The organism is Streptomyces sp. NPDC017246, assembly GCF_044331325.1.
In the GTDB taxonomy this organism is placed as follows: Bacteria; Actinomycetota; Actinomycetes; order Streptomycetales; family Streptomycetaceae; genus Streptomyces.
The window spans coordinates 62,824-79,946 of sequence record NZ_JBIRMW010000024.1 but is presented as its reverse complement, the minus strand read 5'-3'; the positions used below and the strand labels follow the sequence as shown (position 1 = coordinate 79,946).

Genomic DNA, 17,123 nt, shown 5'->3' with positions numbered 1-17,123 from the left:
CGACAGCCGGGCCATCAGCGTGCCCGCCACCGACCCGAACAACCGAAACGGCCCGCCGAAGAAGCCGACGGGCCGTCACGAAAGATCGAGGCTAGCCACTCCACAGCCCGAAACAGGCGTGACTGCCCGCCCCGTGCCCGACCGTCCTTCGCTCGCGCCACCCGCGGGCACGGTCGTCCGTCTCGTTCATTGCAAGTACTCATCAAAAGTCGGTGCCAGCATGGCCTGGGACTTCGCTCGCCCTGGGCTCCAGTACGCCTTTATGGAGGACTTGCGGCGGGGAGTGCCCACGAAGGAGAGCAGAGCGACACCGGAGGCGCTTGTCGATCTCCGCAACGAGCACCGATCGGCCTGCCTTTCTGCGTTCCTGGCCTGCGAAGATCCAGAGACGCGCCAGGACCTCGCGCTGGAACTCAGCCTCGACCCGGCGGACTATCCTGCCGAGCTCCGAACCAGCCATGAAAAGGCCAGGCTCATCATCTGGGCAGACCCTGAGCGGTATCACCGGCTTCTGGAACGGTGCACACACATGTCACCGCCGGCATAGGACCGACAAGATCAACCGACGCGTCACACGCTTGACAACGACGTCTGGGAATCAGTCGCAGGTGACAAAAAGCGTGCCCAGGGGACACCTGACGTGTCCCGGCGCAGTGGGAGAGCAGCTCGTTCTCCTCGGTGACGCCGAGTTGCACGGTTCTCATCTGGGCGCAGATGCTCCAGCTCACCTTCCGGAAGTAGATCTTCCCAGCGTCGAAGAACGTCGGCTTCGGTGGCCGGACGGCGATGGTGTAGGTGGCTGCCGGGGTCGTGATGGGCGGCACCGCAGCCGATGCCGCAACGGTGGACGTTGACATCCTCCGACTTCACGTCCTGCACGACGCCGTCGACGACGAGGGCGGCACCAGAGGCGGGGACGAGGACGCCGGGTTCGGCGGGGACGGCGACGGGGGTGCAGGCCGGCTGGTACTGGCACATGTTGTAGGGGCCATGGAGTCGACGATGGCGCGCTCCTGGGCGAGATCGCGCCGCAATCTATCCGGCCCGCAATGCCGCGCATACGCGACGTTCTCTTGAGGCAGACGATCGTGACACCCGGCTCGTCGAGGCGGTCCGAGAAAGGGAGGTGGAGACACCTCTCGCCGGGCCGGCCCGCTGGAGCGGGCGCGACCGCCCGCTCCGGGAAAGCGGTTGAGCATGCGCCGGGGCGGACGGCCGCCCCGATCGCGGTGTGACTAGAAGGCCTTGGGCCACGTGTACCTTCCGGCCCAGTGGGCCCAGGCCACGAGGACCATCAGGACGGCTGCCAGTCCGCCCGGGACCATGACTGCGGAGGGCGAGGAGCGGTCGAGGACAGCTCCTCCGACCAGGGCTCCGATGGAGATCGTGGCCTGGAAGGAGGCGGTGAAGAGGACCGAGGAGGCCTCGGGGGAGTCGGGGGCGGCCTTGGAGAACCAGGTCTGGGAGCAGACCGGGACAGCGCCGTAGGCGACGCCCCAGACGACCAGTAGTGCCACTGCGCCGGCGTCCGAGTGCCCCAGGACGGGCAGGAGGAGGGTCGCGCCGGCGATCAGCGCGGCGGCCGCGGCGAAGGTGGACCGCGGGTAGCGTCCCACCGTAGCTCCGCCCAGGAAGTTGCCGGCGACGCCAGCCGCTCCGTAGATGAGCAGGTAGACCGTGATGAGACCCGAACTGACATGGGTCACCTGCGTCAGGAACGGGGTGACGTAGGTGTACGTGCCGAAGTGGGCGAGCACGACGAGTGAGGTCATGACCAGGGCGAAGCGGGTGTTGACGCTTCGGAGCATGCCACCGAGGACGTCGAGGCGCGTCGCCCGGTCGGAAGGCAGGGGCGGGACGACCACGAGGAGCAGCACGAGGACGGCCAGCGTGAAGCCGCCCATGAGGAGGAACGCCGTCCGCCAGCCTGCGATGTCTCCGATGAACGTGCCCAGCGGCACGCCGAGTACGGAGCCGAGCGGTACGGCGGAGAAGATCACCGAGGTCGCGCGGCCCACGGACTTCGCGGGGACCAGCTGGCCGGCGAGTCCGGCGCCGATGGACCAGAAACCGCCGATCGTGACGCCCACCATGACGCGGGAGATGAGGACCAGCCAGTAACTCGAAGCGACGGCGGCCAGGAAGTTGGCCAGCGCCAGCAGCAGGATGAACATTCCCAGCATGACCCGCCGGTCGATACGCCCTGTGGCCACGGTGACCACGGGGGCCGAGATCGCGGCGAGGAATCCTGGCATGGTCATCATGAGACCAGCCATTCCGTCCGAAATGGTGAAACTCGATCCGATCGACGTCAGAAGGCCGATCGGAAGAATCTCGGTCGTGACGATGGAGAAGATTCCCAGCATTACCGAAATGACGGCCAGCCAGGAGATGAACGGCGAGCGGTCCGTCGGTGCGGGGGATTGGACAGAAGTGGGGGTTGCTGTGGACATGAATCCCGTCCTGAGTTGGGCATCACATGCAGAGTTGCGTGATCTCCAGTCCAGCAGGAACGGGCACCATCTTCTGGCAGGTTTCCGACACCAACAACCGGACCCTCGCGAGATCGAGAGTGATCCGCTTGCACCCACGGAGTCGCCAGTGCGATGTGTTCGCAGGTCGCTGGGTTACTTCAAGTGTCGGAGCGGGCCGTTCGTCATGATGCGGCGCGCGGGAGGCGCTGTGTGGCGCGCGACGACTTAGCCACGTCGAGAAACTGCCCGCGCTGGAAAATCGTCGCGTGATGGTTCACGTCGCAAACCTGCCAGACTGCGACTCGATTCGATGCTTTTCTGGTTCTCTCGCACTGCATACCGTGCCGCTGCGCCGCAGCAGTGGGCGTGACGGTCCGGCGAGGTCGTCTTGCTGAATTGAGGAGAAGAGTGTTCGAGTCTGAAGAGGTAATCCGAAAGAACGTGCAGGAGAAGGCGGCGGGACTCGACCGCGGCGGCGTCTCCGCACAGAGGCGAGAGGCGCAACGCAGGTACGACGCAAGTACGCCGGGGTATTGCGTCGAGCTGGTCATGCGACGGGAACAGCTGGACGGGTACGTCAAGGAATGGCAGCGTGTACTCGACGAGATGACCGAGCGCGGCATCGAACGCTTCCTCCCCGTCGACGAGAAGGCCTGACGGGGCGACATCGTGTACCAGTGGGGAGTGTCCTTCTGACCAGCTTGTTGGCGCCGGACAGTTTCCATGCCTTGCAGTCGTTGTACGGCTCCTGATCCCCGCGCCGGCTCCGACGCGGGGATCACGGATTCCGGTGCCCGCCGGGTAGGGCTGCCCGGCTCTCGGCGGTGCCGGGTGGACTCGGTGAGGGCTCACCCGCCGCGAGGTGCTCCAGGACCTCCGCCAGTTCCTGGCAGGCGCGGCGCACCGACCGGCGGGTCGCACGCTGCTCGGTGATGATGGAGGCGAGAAGCAGGGCGGTCAGGGCAGCGGAACCGTTGAACGCCTGGAGCTTGGCCATGATCTCGACGTCCGTCAGGTGGAGGAACGCGCCCCGTCCGGAGGTCGCCTCGAAGGTGGCGAGCACGGAGGCGAAGAGCGCGCACAGCATGCTTCCGGCGAGCTGGAAGCGGAGCGCTGCCCAGATCAGCAGGGGGAAGACGAGGAAGAGCATGCTCATCGGGCTGAGCACGGCCATGGGCATGAGGATCAGGGTCGTCAGCCCCAGAAAGGCCGCCTCTTTCCAGCGCCGTACCCGGAACCGTCCGGCCGGCCCCGCGAGGACGAGCAGGAGCGGGGCGACGAGCAGCACCCCCATCGTGTCGCCCACCCACCAGGCCAGCCAGACGGGCCAGAACTCGCTCTTGTCCAGGGAGCTCTTCGCCACCTGCAGTCCGACCCCCGCGGTCGCGCTGATCAGCATGGCGCCGAACCCGCCGAGGAAGACCAGGGAGAGTCCGTCCCGCAGCCGCGCCATGTCGAGCCGGAAGCCGGCCCGTCTCAGCAGCAGGAAGGCGCAGAGCGGCGCGACGGTGTTGCTGACCACGGTGACCACTGTGGTGGGCCCCGGAGTGGTGAGGGAGGCGATGACGAGGAAGGAGCCGAGGGCGATCCCAGGCCAGACCCGGGCGCCGAGCAGCAGCAGGGCGGCGACGGCGACGCCGGTGGGAGGCCAGATGGGCGTGACCACCACGCCTTCGACGACGAGGCGGCCCATCAGGCCGAGTCGTCCGGCCGCGTAGTAGCAAACCGCCACGGCCAGCGACATCAGAGCCGCCTCCGTAGTGGACCGGAACTGCCGAGTATCCAACACGTCAGCCATCAGACACCGGCCGGGCCGCCACGACCGGGCAAGGCCCCTGCGTGTCGGGCGCCGCCGTCCGGCACGGGTCCGGGCGGGTCCGGGGACCGACCCGGCCCGAGGCGAGCCCCTCCCCTCACTCCTCGGCCGCCGGCCGGGCCGGACCGCCGTCATGGCCGACGACCAGGACGGCCGCGTCGTCCTCGTGCCCCACCGTGGCCGCCAGCTTCATGACGGCGGTGGCGAGCGCGTCGACGTCCAGCCCGGCGACGGCGGTGATCCCGGCGAGCCGCGTCACCCGGTCCAGACCCTCGTCGACGTGGAGCGAGGGCCCCTCCACCACCCCGTCGGTCAGGAGGACGAAGACACCGTCGGCGGTGAGCCGGTGGCGCGTGGCCGGGTAGTCGACGCCGCGCAGCACACCGAGCGGAGGCCCGCCCTCGCTGTCGTCGATGCCGGAGCGGCCGTCGGTGGTGGCCCAGATGTGGGGGATGTGACCGGCCCGGGCGCACTCCAGGGTGCCGGCGGTGGGGTCGAGCCGCAGGAAGGTGCAGGTGGCGAAGAGGTCGGCGCCCAGAGAGATCAGCAGGTCGTTGGTGCGACCGAGCAGCTCTCCCGGGTCTCCGGTGACGGAGGCCAGCGCACGCAGTGCCACGCGGACCTGTCCCATGAAGGCGGCGGCCTCGATGTTGTGTCCCTGCACGTCACCGATGGACATGCCGATCTGCCCGCCGGGCAGGGAGAAAGCGTCGTACCAGTCGCCGCCGACGTTGAGCCCGTGGTTGGCGGGCTCATAGCGGACGGCCAGCCGGGCGCCCGGAAAACTGGGCAGGTCCGAGGGCAGCATGCCGCGCTGAAGGGCCACGGCGAGCTCGACACGGGAACGCTGCGTCTCGGCCAACTCCCGCGCCCTGGCGGTCAGCGACCCGAGCCGGACCAGAAGGTCCTCGCTGCTGTCGGCCGGCCGTCTGCGGAACATCGATCACTCCGACGTCACGACAATCCTCGCATCACTCCGTCCCGTCTCCAGCACGCGGGACCACACGGGACCACCTCGGTACGAACAGGTCCTTCCCACTCTGCCCGGAGGGGACAGCGTCCGCATCTCATCGGCGGAGGACGCGGCGGATCCCAGGGGGCCACCCCACACCGCCGGAGACGAGCAGCGGTTCGGCGAGATCGAAGGCATCGCCCCGCCCCTGACCTGCGTCCGGACCGAGCAGGCCGACGCCGCGCGACTCGCAAGACACCGGCGGCCCCAAGGACGCCAGGCATGAACACGAACCACACCCTCGTCCCCCGGTGCGAAGAGTTCTGCGCCGGTCCTCCTCGCCGCCGACGCGGCCAGTGGCCTGCTCGACGCGCTGCCGGGCGCGCCGGCCGGTCTCGCGGGCGCCGCTCAGCACACCTTCCGTAGGGGATGCCGGGCAGGTACGTCCCCCTCGGCAGGCGAGAACGTCCCTCCGGCGCGGCGCGCCGATCCTGGCAGGGGAGGTCGTTGTGACAGGACTCGACTCCTTCACCGACGTTCTCGACGGCCCGATGTACGTGGTCACGGCCGACGCTTCCGGCGGCGAGCGGGCGGGCTGCCTGGTGGGCTTCGCCTCGCATTGCTCCATCGACCCGCCGAGGTTCACGGTCTGGCTGTCGACCGCCGACCACACGTACCGGGTCGCACTCCGGGCCGAGTACCTCACCGTGCACCGGCTCCATCCTGGTTCACGGGCAGGATCGAGAGACGCATCAAGGGCGGCGACCACGTGGGCTTCCTCCTGAGACCCGTCGCGGCGGGTCCCCGGCCCGAAGGGCGGCCGCCCCTTCTCCGGTACCGGGAACTGCGCGACCTCAAGCCCGGCCGTCCGGCCTGAGGTCTCAGCTACGGATCTGTCCGGGACGATGCCCGGGCGGGGAGCGGCGGCGTGTGTGGGATGCATACAGCGACCAGCGGCGTGCCTGGGGCCCGCACCCTTGCCTGGTGCGGGCCCCACGCGGCTGCAGGCGCGTTCACGGCACGGGGGCCGTGGATCGCGCTGCGCGAGCGTGTTCCTTCGCTCAGGGCTCTTGTGCCCCGGCTCCGCAATCCACGCCTGCCTTTTGGACGGGTCCAACCGGCGACGGGCCGACCCTCCCCGACCTACGGCAGGTTCTCCTTGATCTTGGCGATGGCGAAGCCCCAGCCCTGCGACACCGTCGGTTTGCCCGGCACCGCCACCTCGTCGGGATTGGTCACGACGTCCAGGAGCACCGGGCCGGGAAGGGCCAGCGCCCGGCGCACGGCCTCGTCCAGCTCGCCGGGTTCGGTGACGCGGATGCCGGTCAGCCCGAGGGCTTCCGCGACCGCGGCGAAGTCGGGGTTGTCGAGCACGGTCCCGAATTTCGGGCAGCCCGGCCTGCTCCTGCTCCAGCTTGACCATGCCGAGACGGCGGTTGTCGAAGACGACGAGCTTGACCGGCAGCTGTTCCGAGCGGATGGTCATCAGGTCGCCCAAGCAGCATGCCGAGGCCGCCGTCGCCGCAGAATGCGACCACCTGGCGGTCGGGAGCCCAGAGCTGGGCCCCGATGGCCTGGGGCATCGCGTTGGCCGTGGACCCCAGGTTGTAGGAGCCGATCAGCCGGCGGGTGCCACGCATCCGTACGAGCCGCGACAGCCACACCGTGGTCATGCCGGTGTCGGAGGTGAAGATCGCGTCGTCCGCCGCGTGCCGGTCGACCGCGACCGCCAGGGCCTTGGGGCGGAGCTGTTCCACGCGGTTGTCGAACATCGCCCGCACGCGTCTGAGGAGACGTGTGTCGTGGGCGGGGTCGGCCAGGTCCGCTTGGCCCTTCTGTCAGCGTGTGAACCGTTCGCGTGCCTCGTCGAGGTGTTCCCGCGACGAGACGGGGGTGAGTAGGGGCAGCAGAGCCCGCAGGGTCGCGGCCACGTCGCCGGTGAGACCGATCTCCACCGGGACGCGGCGGCCGAGTTGCTCCTCGCGCACGTCGATCTGCACGACACGGCAGTCCTTCGGGTACCAGTCCCGATAGGGGAAGTCGGTGCCCAGCATGATCAGCGTGTCGCAGGTGTCCATGGCCTGGGCGGCGTCAGGGTTTCCGATCAGGCCGTTCTGGCCGACCTCGTACGGATTGTCCTCCTCGAAGCCCTCCTTGCCCTTCAGGGTCAGCATCATGGGGGCCGCGAGGAGCTCGGCGGTGCGCAGCACCTCCGCGCGGGCGGCCTGCGCGCCGCGCCCCACGAGGAGCGTGACCCGGGAGCCCGCGGCGATCGCCTCCGCCGCCTCGGCGAGCGCCGGGTCGTCGGGACGCGTACGCCGATACTGGGCACTGTGCGAAGGACATGCCTCCCGCGCTGTTGTGCGTTCGGGACCGGTTCCTGGCAAGTTCAGCCGGCGCCCGGCGAACGGGATGACCCACAGCTGGGCATGGCTTCTGAAGGAGCGTCTGCGCCTGCGGCGGGATGAGTCGGCGGCGCCCTGGCTCCGGCGGGTACGGGGCCAGGGCGCGGAGCGGCTTGTCGAACGCTGGAAATGCGCCGGCCCAGACCGACGGCGGCGCCTTCCAGGGCTCCGCGACAGGGCACCGTTGTTCCCTCACTCGCGGGGTGTTCCGCGTTGCCGTCGATGCGGTACGGACCTCAGCGGTCCCGGTAACACCAAGGACTTGTCGCCTGGATGATGGGGCTCTGGTCACGCTGATCGGCCGGAAATCCCACTCCCGCAGGCCACGCCACGCCCTAGACTGCGACCGCTCCAAGACCTGGAGATCATCGGGAGGGCGTGCAAGATGAGACGAGCACTGATCAGTGCATTCGCGGCCGCGGCGTTAGTGGTGACCGGCGGGAGCGTCGCCACCGCTTCCGACAGTGCTCCGCCGCGCACCACGCACGGTCCTTGCCAGTACAGCCAGACCCCGGACGAGCCGCCGGCGCGCCGTGTTCCGCTGCCGCCCGACCCACGGCGCACCCCTGCTCGTGGCACGGTCGACTTGGCTGTTCCGACCAGTCAGGGCCCGCTTCCGCTGCGCTTGGACCGGGCCAAGGCGCCGTGCACGGTCCAGAGTTTCCTGCACCTGACACGGCACGGTTTCTACGACCGTACGGTGTGTCACCGCCTGACGGCGTACCCGACGCTGAAGGTCTTGCAGTGCGGCGACCCGACCGGCACCGGTGAGGGCGGGCCCGGGTACAAGTACAAGGACGAACTGCCGGTGGACCTGCCGCCCGCGGCCACCGATCCCACGGGCACGCGCCGGCTCTACGGACGCGGCCTGCTGGCGATGGCCAACGCCGGCCCGAACACGAACGGCTCACAGTTCTTCGTCGTCTACGGCGACTCCGCACTGCGACCGAACTACACGGTGTTCGGCACGGTCGGCCCCGCCGGTCTGGCGACACTCGACAAGGTCGCCGCCGGAGGCATCGAGCCGACGGCGGAGGACCCGGCACCGGTCGACGGCACACCCGCGCTGCGGACAGAGCTGCTCCACGTCCGGCTGTCCTGTCGGTCCTGACGCACCGCGATGTCGCCGCGTCCACGACGACATGCCTGGCGGCTTGCGGGGTCGGCTTGCGGCGACACTCGAAGGCTCAGCGAGTCCCCTGGCTCCTCCATGGAGTCGGAGCGATCGCGTCGCCTTCGCGTCACATCCGGGTCGGCAGCCGACCCTGGTCCTTGATCCGGTTCAGAGTCCACACTGCTCGATCAGCCCTCGGGCCGAAGCCGCTGACGGGCCGCCTCAAGCCGCTGGTCATGGTCAGGCGCGAACAGCTCAGGGACGAATGCCGCCACCGTCGGCGGGGGCGCGGCCGGTCTCGCGCTGGGGCTGCTCGGCGGCCCGGTCGGTGCCCTGCTGGGCTTCACCGCCGAGGCGCTGCGGGGCAACGCGGCCGAGCAGCACAACCTGGAGGCGGACGGCGAGGCGCTGATCACCTTGAGCGCCCGGGTCCCCGACGGCGGCGCCATGCTCGTCCTCTACCTCCACGAACGCACCCCGAGCCCGCCGACGAACTCGCCGCCCGCCACGGCGCCTCGGTAGCGCGGCTGAGCGCCGGGGAACTGGACGCCCGAGGTCGAGGACCTGAAGCGGCGGTCGTCGAGTAGAGCGGTGCGGTCGACGCCCGGGGTGGGCGTCGGCCGCTTCTCCTGCCTTTCGGGCTACTGCCAGGCGCAGTGGACGTGGTTGCCCTCGTCCAGGGCTTCCGTCGCGCCGTACGCTCGGCAGGCGCTGACGAAGGTGGCGTTGCCGACGGACATGGTGTCCGCGTCGAACGCGATGCCCTTGTAGTGGTTCGAGTTCGACGAGTGGTCGCCGCCCGCGATCTCGGTGACCAGGTAGGTGTAGCCCCGCTCCGTGGCCAGCTTCAGCATGCCGTTGAGCATGGCCGTGGAGAGCCAGGCCTCGCGCTCGCCGACGTCGCTGTAGTTGCTGGTCTCGGCGGTGGTGCCGTTCTTCGTGTCGGTGATGTTCGCCTGGGCCGTGGAGTCGGCGTCGACGACCCCGCTCACGTGGTAGGGGAGGGCCCGAGTCGATCCAGCCCCGCGCGTCCATGTGGTCGGCCTGGATCGACCGGGACAGCTCGAAGGCGTGCGCCTGCGAGTAGTCGGTGCTGTTCGGGGTCGCGGTGTGATGGACGATGATCTTCTGCGGCCCGGTGGCCAGCAGCTTCACCGGGGTGCTCGGCCCGCGGGCGCCCCAGGCCACGCACCCGGAGAGCACCGGTCCGGCGAGCGCGGCCCCCGCGGCGGCGCGCGCGGTCCCCGGCAGCGCCCAGGACCGCTCCGGCACCGAGGGCGAAGGCCCCGGACAGCAGCGCGCGCCGTCGCGGACGCGGCATCGGCAGGTCGCTCATCGTCTCTCCCCATGTATTCGGCAGCCGCCCCGCACAACGCGGAGCGGCGGCCGAATGCTATGAGCAACCCCCCTGTCCCAGCAGGGAGTCCCGCACCTCAGACTTGGTCGCGTCGGCTTCCCGGGACGCCCCGGGATCCCGCCGGTCGTCGCCGCCTCAGCGCTGCGGGGCGTCCTGCGAGGGGGCGCACTCCTGCTCTTTGACCTTCGGGATCACTCCGCGGATGGAGATGGTCGAAAGCGGGTACTCGGCCACCGACAGCATCCGCGTGTAGGTGGCGCGGTCCACTCGGATGGTGGACTCCACCGTCCGGCCGCCCTTGTCGGTGATGATCACACCGTCGCCGATCGCCCCGTTCTCCAGCCGCCCCCAGACCGCCTGGCAGGCGGCGCCGTGCCGGAGCCGGATCCGCAGCCCGCGCAGGTGGAGGAGCCGGACGGTCTTCGCGTCCCACTGGCAGTTCATTGTCTGCGGTTCGCGCCCGGGGCAGGACTCCCCGGAGCAGCCGGGAAGCGGGTCGGACTCGGCGCCGGGCGTGCGCTAGGCGGCGCCCTGGGCCGTCACCGCCGAACTCTCGCCGCCGTCGGCTTACCCGCGTCCGACCGCGCGCCGTCCGGAGCGGACTTCACTCCGAGGACGTCGATCACGATCAGGGTGCCCACGACCGCGCCGATCGCCATGTGGACGAGCGGCCGCACCCGTACGGCGAGGCGGGGCCCGGGCCCGGCGGCGCGGTCCGGATCCGGCGCGGCGCCGGAGGCCGTGGCCGCGCCTCCGGCGGGCTCCGCGGCCGGGCCGGCCCCGGCCCGCGCGGACCTGTCGGAGCCATCGGGTTCTCGGGGCGAGGCCGACGCGCCACCCGGCGCGGGCCCCCTCTCCCGTACGGGCCCCCTCTCCTGTACGGTTCCCCGTCCCGTACGGGCTTCCCCCGGCCCGCCGGCTCCTCCGGCACCAGCGCCGTCACGTCCCGGCCCTCGTCCTGCCCTTCGCTCAGGCCTTCCGGGCCCAGGCACTCCGTCCCCTCTCGCTCGACTCGCCCTCCCCGCTCCGGCTCCCCCTGCATCTCTGGCCCGGCTCCCTCGCGTCTGCTTCTGCGGGCCAGCTTCTGGCGTGTTCCCAGAAGGCGATCAGGGGTGTGGGGTCCTGCCCGACCACGTCCGCGAGCTGCTGGATCGCGGCGCGGCGCGGCTCGGCCACTGCTTCCCACTGAGGTGGCGCTCCCAGGACGAGCGGCTGTAGTGCGTCTTCTAGGCGAGCCGGCCGTAGCTCAGACCGAACTCCTCCTTGATCCGGCGCGCATCCCCGCCAGGACCCGTTCGCGGACGGTGCTGAGCTCGGCGTCCCGCCGACGCCGCTCGTCCCGGGCCTGCTTCTCGGCAGCAGTCGTTCGAAGTCTCTCTCCTTGATGAACTTCCTTTGCATGCAGGAGAGTTCATGAACGACTCGCCGCTACCTGCGGCAGGACTTTGTCACACCGGGACACCGCAATACAGCGGTCTCACAGACCTCCAGGGCCCGCGCGAGTGATCTGCGCCAGAAGCAGCCGCGTGACGCGAGTCGTCCCGCCCCATCCCGTCCCGCACGCCCCCGGTGTCCCGCGCGTCCCGGTCCCGTCCCGTATCGCTGGCGAGAGGCTCCGAAGCAACCGCGCCGGCAGCACCATGACTTCGGCCGCTCCCCGATCCACCGCAAAGACAAGGACTCCGAGTGATACCCACCCGAACGCCGGTCCTCCGGCGCCGCCTGCCGCTCGCCCAGGCGGCGCTCGTGTTGGCCGCCGCCCTGCTCGCCGTGCTGGCGCCCTCCGTCCCCGCGCACGCCCTGGACTCCACCACCTGGATCCAGCGCAACCTCGCGGGCATCGGCTATCTGCCGACCGGGGGGATCGACGGCGTCTACGGCGCGCAGACGACAGCCGCGGTCCGCTCCTTCCAGCAGGACAACGGGCTCGCCGAGGACGGCGACTACGGCAGCCGCACCGAACTCGCCCTGCGCAACAAGGTGAAGGAGGTGCAGCGCAAGGCCGGCGCCACGGCCGACGGTGCGTACGGCGACGGCACCAAATCCAAGGTGACGTCCTGGCAGCAGGCGAACGGCCTGTCCGTCGACGGTGTCGCGGGCCCCGCGACCATGGACGCGATGCGGGTGGCCCGTACCGTGAAGATCACCGCACAGTGGAAGATCACCGAGCACGGCTGGTCTGTGAGCGGCCAGTTCGGCTGCCTCGACAACCTCTGGATCCGAGAGAGCACGTGGAAGGTGTACGCGACGAACCCCTCGTCCGGCGCCTACGGCATCCCGCAGTCCCTGCCCGGCGACAAGATAGCCGCGGCGGGCCCCGACTGGCAGACCAACCCGGCCACCCAGATCGAGTGGGGACTCGACTACATCAAGTCCCGCTACAGCACTCCGTGCGCGGCATGGTCCTTCTGGCAGTCCCACAACTGGTACTAGAAAAAGAGGAGTTCACCATGACATCGGCATCCGACCTGTCCCGCCGTTCACTGCTGCGCTTCGGCGCCGGCGCGGCTGCGGCCACCGGTCTGGCCGTCGGCGGCGGTCTGGTCCTGGCTTCCCCGGCCGCCGCGTACGGCTGGCCCTCGCAGCTCGCCCAGGGCGCGAGCGGCGCGGCCGTCACGGAGCTCCAGATCCGGATCGCGGGCTGGGCGGCGAGCTCGGTCCAGCAGACGTACGTCACCGTCGACGGCCAGTTCGGCCCCGGCACCGGCGCGGCGCTGCGCCGCTTCCAGGCGGCGTACGGGCTCTCCGCCGACGGAGTGGCCGGGCCCCAGACCTTCAGCCAGCTCAACGCGCTGGAGAGCTCCGACGGCTCGACCGCGCACTTCGACTTCTCCGAGTTCCAGAGCAAGGACGGCTCAGGCTTCTCGGGCGGCAAGGTGGGCGCGGCGACCGTGAAGGAGAACGTGCGCCGCAACATGTACAAGCTGGAGGCGCTGCGCAAGAAGTGCGGCGACCGGGCCGTCACGATCAACTCCGGCTTCCGCAGCATCTCCCACAACTCCTCGGTGGGCGGCGCCTCGAACTCCATGCACCTGTACGGCATCGCCGCGGACGTCGCCATCTCCGGGCTGTCCACGAAGAGCATCTACCAGAAGGCCGAGACCTGCGGATACTCGGGTCTGGAGACGTACACGGTGTCGTGGCAGCACGTCGACTCCCGGGTCGAATACGCGTACGGCTCGCAGTCGTGGTGGTGGGAGGACGGCGTGGCCTGAGCCCGGACGCGTGCCCGCCACGGCGGGCACATGAGGTGCGACGCGGATCACCGTCATAGGTGGTGCGGAGTGGAGCCGGATATTTGCGCTTCCCCTCTCCACGTCTCGTAATGCCGTGCGGGCCCACCCCCCCCGGGTCCGCACGGTCCTCCACTCCGCCCTGTTCGTCACGTCCTGCTCCCAGGGCGACGGGCACGTCCGCTTCGTCGACAAGCCGGGCACCGCCTCGGCCACTCCCTACCGCTGTCATGGCCGACGTGACAGGACCGGCCGCGCAGCACGTCCTGCTCGCGGAGGCAGGGCTTCTCAAGCGACGCAGGGCTACTACGGCATGGTTCCTCGCCGACGAATTGGCTCGACGCTGTCCGGAGACTGATGTCCGAGCCGAACGTCTGGTCGTCACAGACAAGGGGGGTGACGACGACGGCGGACTTCAGCGCCATGTACGACTTCGCACTGGAACTCATCCGCCGACACAGCGGTGCCGACGTGGCACGGACAACCGCGCGGGTGGCGCTCGTCGACACGCGCGGTCGTCCCAGACTTTCTATGTCGACGCGCGACTTCTTCCGCAGCCCGGAAACGAGGTCTCCTGCATTCAGCGTGCCCGGCCGTAAGAGGTGCGCCCGCGTCAGGAGAAGGCCCCAGTGGCATCCCTGGGGTCACCTTCGAAGCCATTACACGCCATGATCGAGTAGTCGACGACGATGATCGTGTATGTGCCGAACAGTTCCCTCGGATCCATCACCTCATAGCCTCGTGGCATTTCGTCCCTGCTCGCTGTCTTCAAGATGTCGGGCCATCGGAAGGACCATGTGCGGTTCCCCTGGGGCATCGCGAGCGAGATGTCCTCACCCTTGGGCAGTTGCACGTGAACCACTGGCGGTTCGTCGGCTGCCTGGCCACGGTCGTTGGTGATGCTGATGACGGCCTCGCTGAGCCAGCCGCGGCGGTAGGCCACGGGAGTCACCGAGATACTGAAGCCCTCGCTGGCCGTGTCCAGACCCAACCCCTCGCCGATGACGCACTTCTTCGCCGTGGGACTGAACGAGAGCGAGCCTGGCAGGCTCCTGAACGGGTCTGCCTCCGTCGTCAGCTCTTCCGTCGGATCCTCCACCGTCGGTTCCACGGTTGGTGCATCGTTCAGCGCGGTGGCCGGCGAGGTCGGCGGAGAGACCAGTCGCCCGGCGGCCGCTCCGGTGGCCAGCAGGAGCGCGCCGGACACGGCGAGAACTGCCCACCTTCCCGTGCGGCTCCGGGAAGCGTGGGTGGGGATGACTGTGGAAGGCGCGTCAGCAGGCGCCGTTGGCCTCGGGCCCGTGAGACGTGACCTGCGAAAGGCCGCCGCGTTCTTCTTGTGTCCGTAGGAGCGCAAAGAGGTCAGGTGGGCGAGTATGTCGCTGAGGGGTGGCCGTTCATGAGGCTCCTTGCGCATGCACGCGGCGATGAGGTCCCTCAGTTCTTCGTGTGCGTCCGATAGGCGTGGCTCCTCGTGGACGATGTGGTACTGGGCGGTGAGAGCTGTGATGCCCGGGAAGGCGTGATCTCCCGAAGAGGCGAAGGTCAGGACGGCACCGAGAGCGAAAACGTCCGATGCCGCGCTGACCGGCTGCCCCTGTACCTGTTCGGGGGAGAAGTAGCCGGGGGTGCCCAGAACGGACTCGGTACGGGTGGCGTGGCTGAAGTCCGTGGCGTAGGCGAGGCCGAAGTCGATGATCCTGGGCCCGTTGTCCGTGAGGAGCACGTTCCCGGGCTTGAGGTCGCGGTGTACCAGACCTGCCTTGTGGATGGACGCCAGACCGAAGGAGAGCCCGAGGGCGAGTTCCACTGCCTCGGGCAGGTCCAAGGCGCCGTGCTGCCGTACATGCTCGCGCAGCGACAGGCCCTCGACGTACTCCGTGGCGAGCCAGGGCTCGCGCGCCTGGGTGTCGAATCCGACCACGCGAACCGTGTACGGGCTCCGGACCGAACTCGCCGCCTTCGCCTCCCGGGTGAACCGCCTTCGGAAGCCCTCCTCCTGAGCGTATTCACTCTTGATCGTCTTGAGGGCGACATGCTTGTCTCGTTCCTCCTGCGTGGCGAGGTAGACCGTTCCCATCCCCCCGCTACCGAGCCGCGCGACGATCCGGAACGAACCGATCGTCCTCGGGTCGTCCTTGTTCAGGTCCCACATGTGGCCACTCTCCTCCCCGGTGCCCCCCGGCCCCGAGCGCAGACGATAGCTCCTCTTCCCGGCTCTTCATGCTGCGAGTGTTCGACGTAACTGGTGTATAGCGGGGCGAAGTTGGCCGCGTTGGGGCTTGGTGGCGTCGATCCCCGAGATGGCACCGTGTTCCAGGCGGCCTTCCTGTGGCCCATGTCGGCCCATGCCTTGGTGATGGTGAGATGATCGCTCGCGATCTGGGACAGCAGGTCGCGGCCATCAGGGCCGGCCCGGAGCCCGCGGCCGTGGCCGGCATGGCCGGCAGGAGGCCGAGGGTGTCGGTGACGATGCTCCGCTTGTGTTCGGTGATCTTCCAGCGTGCCCCCGGCGCCCGCCAGACAAAGATCAGAGTTCGCTGCGGAACTGCTGGGTGCGAGGGCGCCGGGTCCGCCTGCCTTCGCCCGCCTTCCCCTCCCGTGACAGGCCCCTGACGCCTCTGACGTAACGCTCCTGCCAAGCGTCAAGAGAGCGGGGAGGGGCGCATGGAACGTCGCGCGTTGATACTGGCCATGGGTGGATTCGTAGGGCCTGGGGCGGCGCGTCCCTGCTGGGAGCGCCGGCCGCCGCGGCCGCCGGCGGGGTCGTCGTGGACGTCACCGCCCACGGCGCGAAGGGCGACGGCATCACCGACGACACCGCCGCCTTCCAGAGCGCCCTCGCCGCGGTGAAGGCCGTACCGGGCGCGGCCACCCTGCTGGTGCCGACCGGCACTCACCCCATCGGCGTGAGCCTCGTCCTCGCCGCCGACACCGCCGTGTCCGCGTACGGCGCCCGCATCGTCCGTACCAAGGACAGCGGCGCGTTGCTCAAGAACTTCGACTCGGTCACCCCCGTGTACGGCTACGCGGGCGCGGGGAACATCGCCGTTCTCGGCGCCGCGGAGCCGAACTCCTCTTCCAAGTTCTGACCGAACGGGAGGAAAAGAACAGCGTGGCGATCGCCTCGAACGAATCCTTCAGCGGCTGGACCAAGACGTACACCGACCCCCGCCTCTGTGCGGCCATCGTGGACCGCCTCACCTTCGGCGGCAACATCATCGAGACCGGCACCGACTCCTGCCGCCTCGCCACCACCCGCGCCCGTGCCGAACAACAGGCAGCCGGCTGACCGGCGCCTGCTCTGATCTCAAAGGCCTGCAGCTACACCGGACAGCCGATCTGGGTGATGTCCTCGGCGAGGTCCTCAAGCCGAACCGCGGGGTTCAAGGCCGAGATGACGTCCTGCGTCAGCGGCTTGAGGTCATAGATGTGCTGGACTGCTTCCAGGGTCGGCGCCAACTCGTAGTAGTCCTTGGCGAACTCCAGATAGGCCTCGGCGCTGCCCTCCAGAAGGAGCCCAAACAGCCACTCAGCGCCGTCTGCGTCGCCCTCGTCCTTGTCCGGGACCTGAACACATCGCCGCACTTCCACTCGGAGTCTGTGCACTCACGCCACAAACACACGGTGGCCCGCTGAACGCCGTTGTGGTCGAGGAACGCGACCTCCTGGGGAGAAGGGCCGGAAGACCTGCGGAAGCGAGTCGAACAGACCTGGCCATGGTGCCGGGGGCGACACCCGGTAGGCGTTGATCGGCGACTCGTGGTAGGTC

At 69.4% G+C, this 17,123-nt stretch carries 13 protein-coding genes and 4 pseudogenes; 8 read left to right on the top strand and 9 right to left on the bottom strand.

Annotated features, from left to right (window positions below; genetic code table 11):
- The coding region (locus tag ACH4MY_RS36290) for a hypothetical protein (RefSeq protein WP_398008829.1) at positions 1-547 on the top strand (547 nt) is incomplete at its 5' end.
- 688 nt (positions 548-1,235) lie between these two features.
- Here ACH4MY_RS36290 and ACH4MY_RS36285 read toward each other — a convergent pair.
- A complete protein-coding gene (locus ACH4MY_RS36285) occupies positions 1,236-2,453 on the bottom strand; it encodes an MFS transporter (protein ID WP_398008828.1) in 1,218 nt (405 codons plus the stop codon).
- Between the two features lie 429 nt (positions 2,454-2,882).
- On the opposite strand from ACH4MY_RS36285, the gene ACH4MY_RS36280 reads away from it, so the two are divergent.
- Positions 2,883-3,131, top strand: a complete 249-nt coding sequence (locus ACH4MY_RS36280) for a hypothetical protein (RefSeq protein WP_398008826.1) — start codon at positions 2,883-2,885, stop codon at positions 3,129-3,131.
- Between the two features lie 121 nt (positions 3,132-3,252).
- Here ACH4MY_RS36280 and ACH4MY_RS36275 read toward each other — a convergent pair whose 3' ends face one another.
- Together ACH4MY_RS36275 and ACH4MY_RS36270 are read right to left on the bottom strand one after the other, a co-directional pair.
- Positions 3,253-4,272, bottom strand: coding sequence for an MASE1 domain-containing protein (locus ACH4MY_RS36275; RefSeq protein WP_398008824.1), 1,020 nt, complete (start codon positions 4,270-4,272; stop codon positions 3,253-3,255).
- A 115-nt stretch (positions 4,273-4,387) separates the two neighbouring features.
- Positions 4,388-5,230: a PP2C family protein-serine/threonine phosphatase gene (locus tag ACH4MY_RS36270; RefSeq protein WP_398008822.1), complete on the bottom strand. Its 843-nt coding sequence runs from the start codon at positions 5,228-5,230 to the stop codon at positions 4,388-4,390.
- A gap of 521 nt (positions 5,231-5,751) precedes the next feature.
- Between ACH4MY_RS36270 and ACH4MY_RS36265 the strand changes: the two are divergent.
- Positions 5,752-6,119: pseudogene (locus ACH4MY_RS36265) on the top strand (flavin reductase).
- 266 nt (positions 6,120-6,385) lie between these two features.
- Here ACH4MY_RS36265 and ACH4MY_RS36260 read toward each other — a convergent pair.
- Positions 6,386-7,635 (bottom strand): annotated as a pseudogene (locus ACH4MY_RS36260) (thiamine pyrophosphate-dependent enzyme); the annotation flags it as partial.
- A gap of 397 nt (positions 7,636-8,032) precedes the next feature.
- Here ACH4MY_RS36260 and ACH4MY_RS36255 point away from each other — a divergent pair.
- Positions 8,033-8,758, top strand: a complete 726-nt coding sequence (locus tag ACH4MY_RS36255) for a peptidylprolyl isomerase (protein WP_376073894.1) — start codon at positions 8,033-8,035, stop codon at positions 8,756-8,758.
- Between the two features lie 258 nt (positions 8,759-9,016).
- Here the strand turns inward: ACH4MY_RS36255 and ACH4MY_RS36250 are convergent, their stop codons facing one another.
- From ACH4MY_RS36250 to ACH4MY_RS36240, 3 genes and pseudogenes are all read right to left on the bottom strand, one after another.
- Positions 9,017-9,229, bottom strand: coding sequence for a hypothetical protein (locus ACH4MY_RS36250; protein ID WP_398008820.1), 213 nt, complete (start codon positions 9,227-9,229; stop codon positions 9,017-9,019).
- A gap of 173 nt (positions 9,230-9,402) precedes the next feature.
- On the bottom strand, positions 9,403-9,753 hold the full coding sequence (locus ACH4MY_RS36245) for a hypothetical protein (RefSeq protein ID WP_398008818.1): 351 nt from the start codon (positions 9,751-9,753) through the stop codon (positions 9,403-9,405).
- A gap of 500 nt (positions 9,754-10,253) precedes the next feature.
- Positions 10,254-10,577, bottom strand: a pseudogene (locus ACH4MY_RS36240) (DUF2690 domain-containing protein); the annotation flags it as partial.
- Between the two features lie 1,227 nt (positions 10,578-11,804).
- On the opposite strand from ACH4MY_RS36240, the gene ACH4MY_RS36235 reads away from it, so the two are divergent.
- Positions 11,805-12,551, top strand: a complete 747-nt coding sequence (locus tag ACH4MY_RS36235; RefSeq protein WP_398008816.1) for a peptidoglycan-binding protein — start codon at positions 11,805-11,807, stop codon at positions 12,549-12,551.
- 17 nt (positions 12,552-12,568) lie between these two features.
- Positions 12,569-13,333, top strand: a complete 765-nt coding sequence (locus tag ACH4MY_RS36230; protein ID WP_398008814.1) for a D-Ala-D-Ala carboxypeptidase family metallohydrolase — start codon at positions 12,569-12,571, stop codon at positions 13,331-13,333.
- A gap of 631 nt (positions 13,334-13,964) precedes the next feature.
- On the opposite strand, the gene ACH4MY_RS36225 is transcribed toward ACH4MY_RS36230, so the two are convergent.
- The gene (locus ACH4MY_RS36225) at positions 13,965-15,506 is read right to left on the bottom strand and encodes a serine/threonine-protein kinase (RefSeq protein WP_398008812.1); all 1,542 of its coding nucleotides are present in this window, start codon (positions 15,504-15,506) and stop codon (positions 13,965-13,967) included.
- Between the two features lie 616 nt (positions 15,507-16,122).
- On the opposite strand from ACH4MY_RS36225, the gene ACH4MY_RS36220 reads away from it, so the two are divergent.
- Positions 16,123-16,443: a glycosyl hydrolase family 28-related protein gene (locus ACH4MY_RS36220; RefSeq protein ID WP_398008810.1), complete on the top strand. Its 321-nt coding sequence runs from the start codon at positions 16,123-16,125 to the stop codon at positions 16,441-16,443.
- Positions 16,410-16,643: pseudogene (locus ACH4MY_RS36215) on the top strand (ATP-binding protein); the annotation flags it as partial. The gene ACH4MY_RS36220 and the pseudogene ACH4MY_RS36215, both read left to right, overlap by 34 nt.
- A 32-nt stretch (positions 16,644-16,675) precedes the next feature.
- Here ACH4MY_RS36215 and ACH4MY_RS36210 read toward each other — a convergent pair.
- On the bottom strand, positions 16,676-16,945 hold the full coding sequence (locus ACH4MY_RS36210) for a hypothetical protein (RefSeq protein ID WP_398008808.1): 270 nt from the start codon (positions 16,943-16,945) through the stop codon (positions 16,676-16,678).
- Between the last annotated feature and the right edge of the window lie 178 nt (positions 16,946-17,123).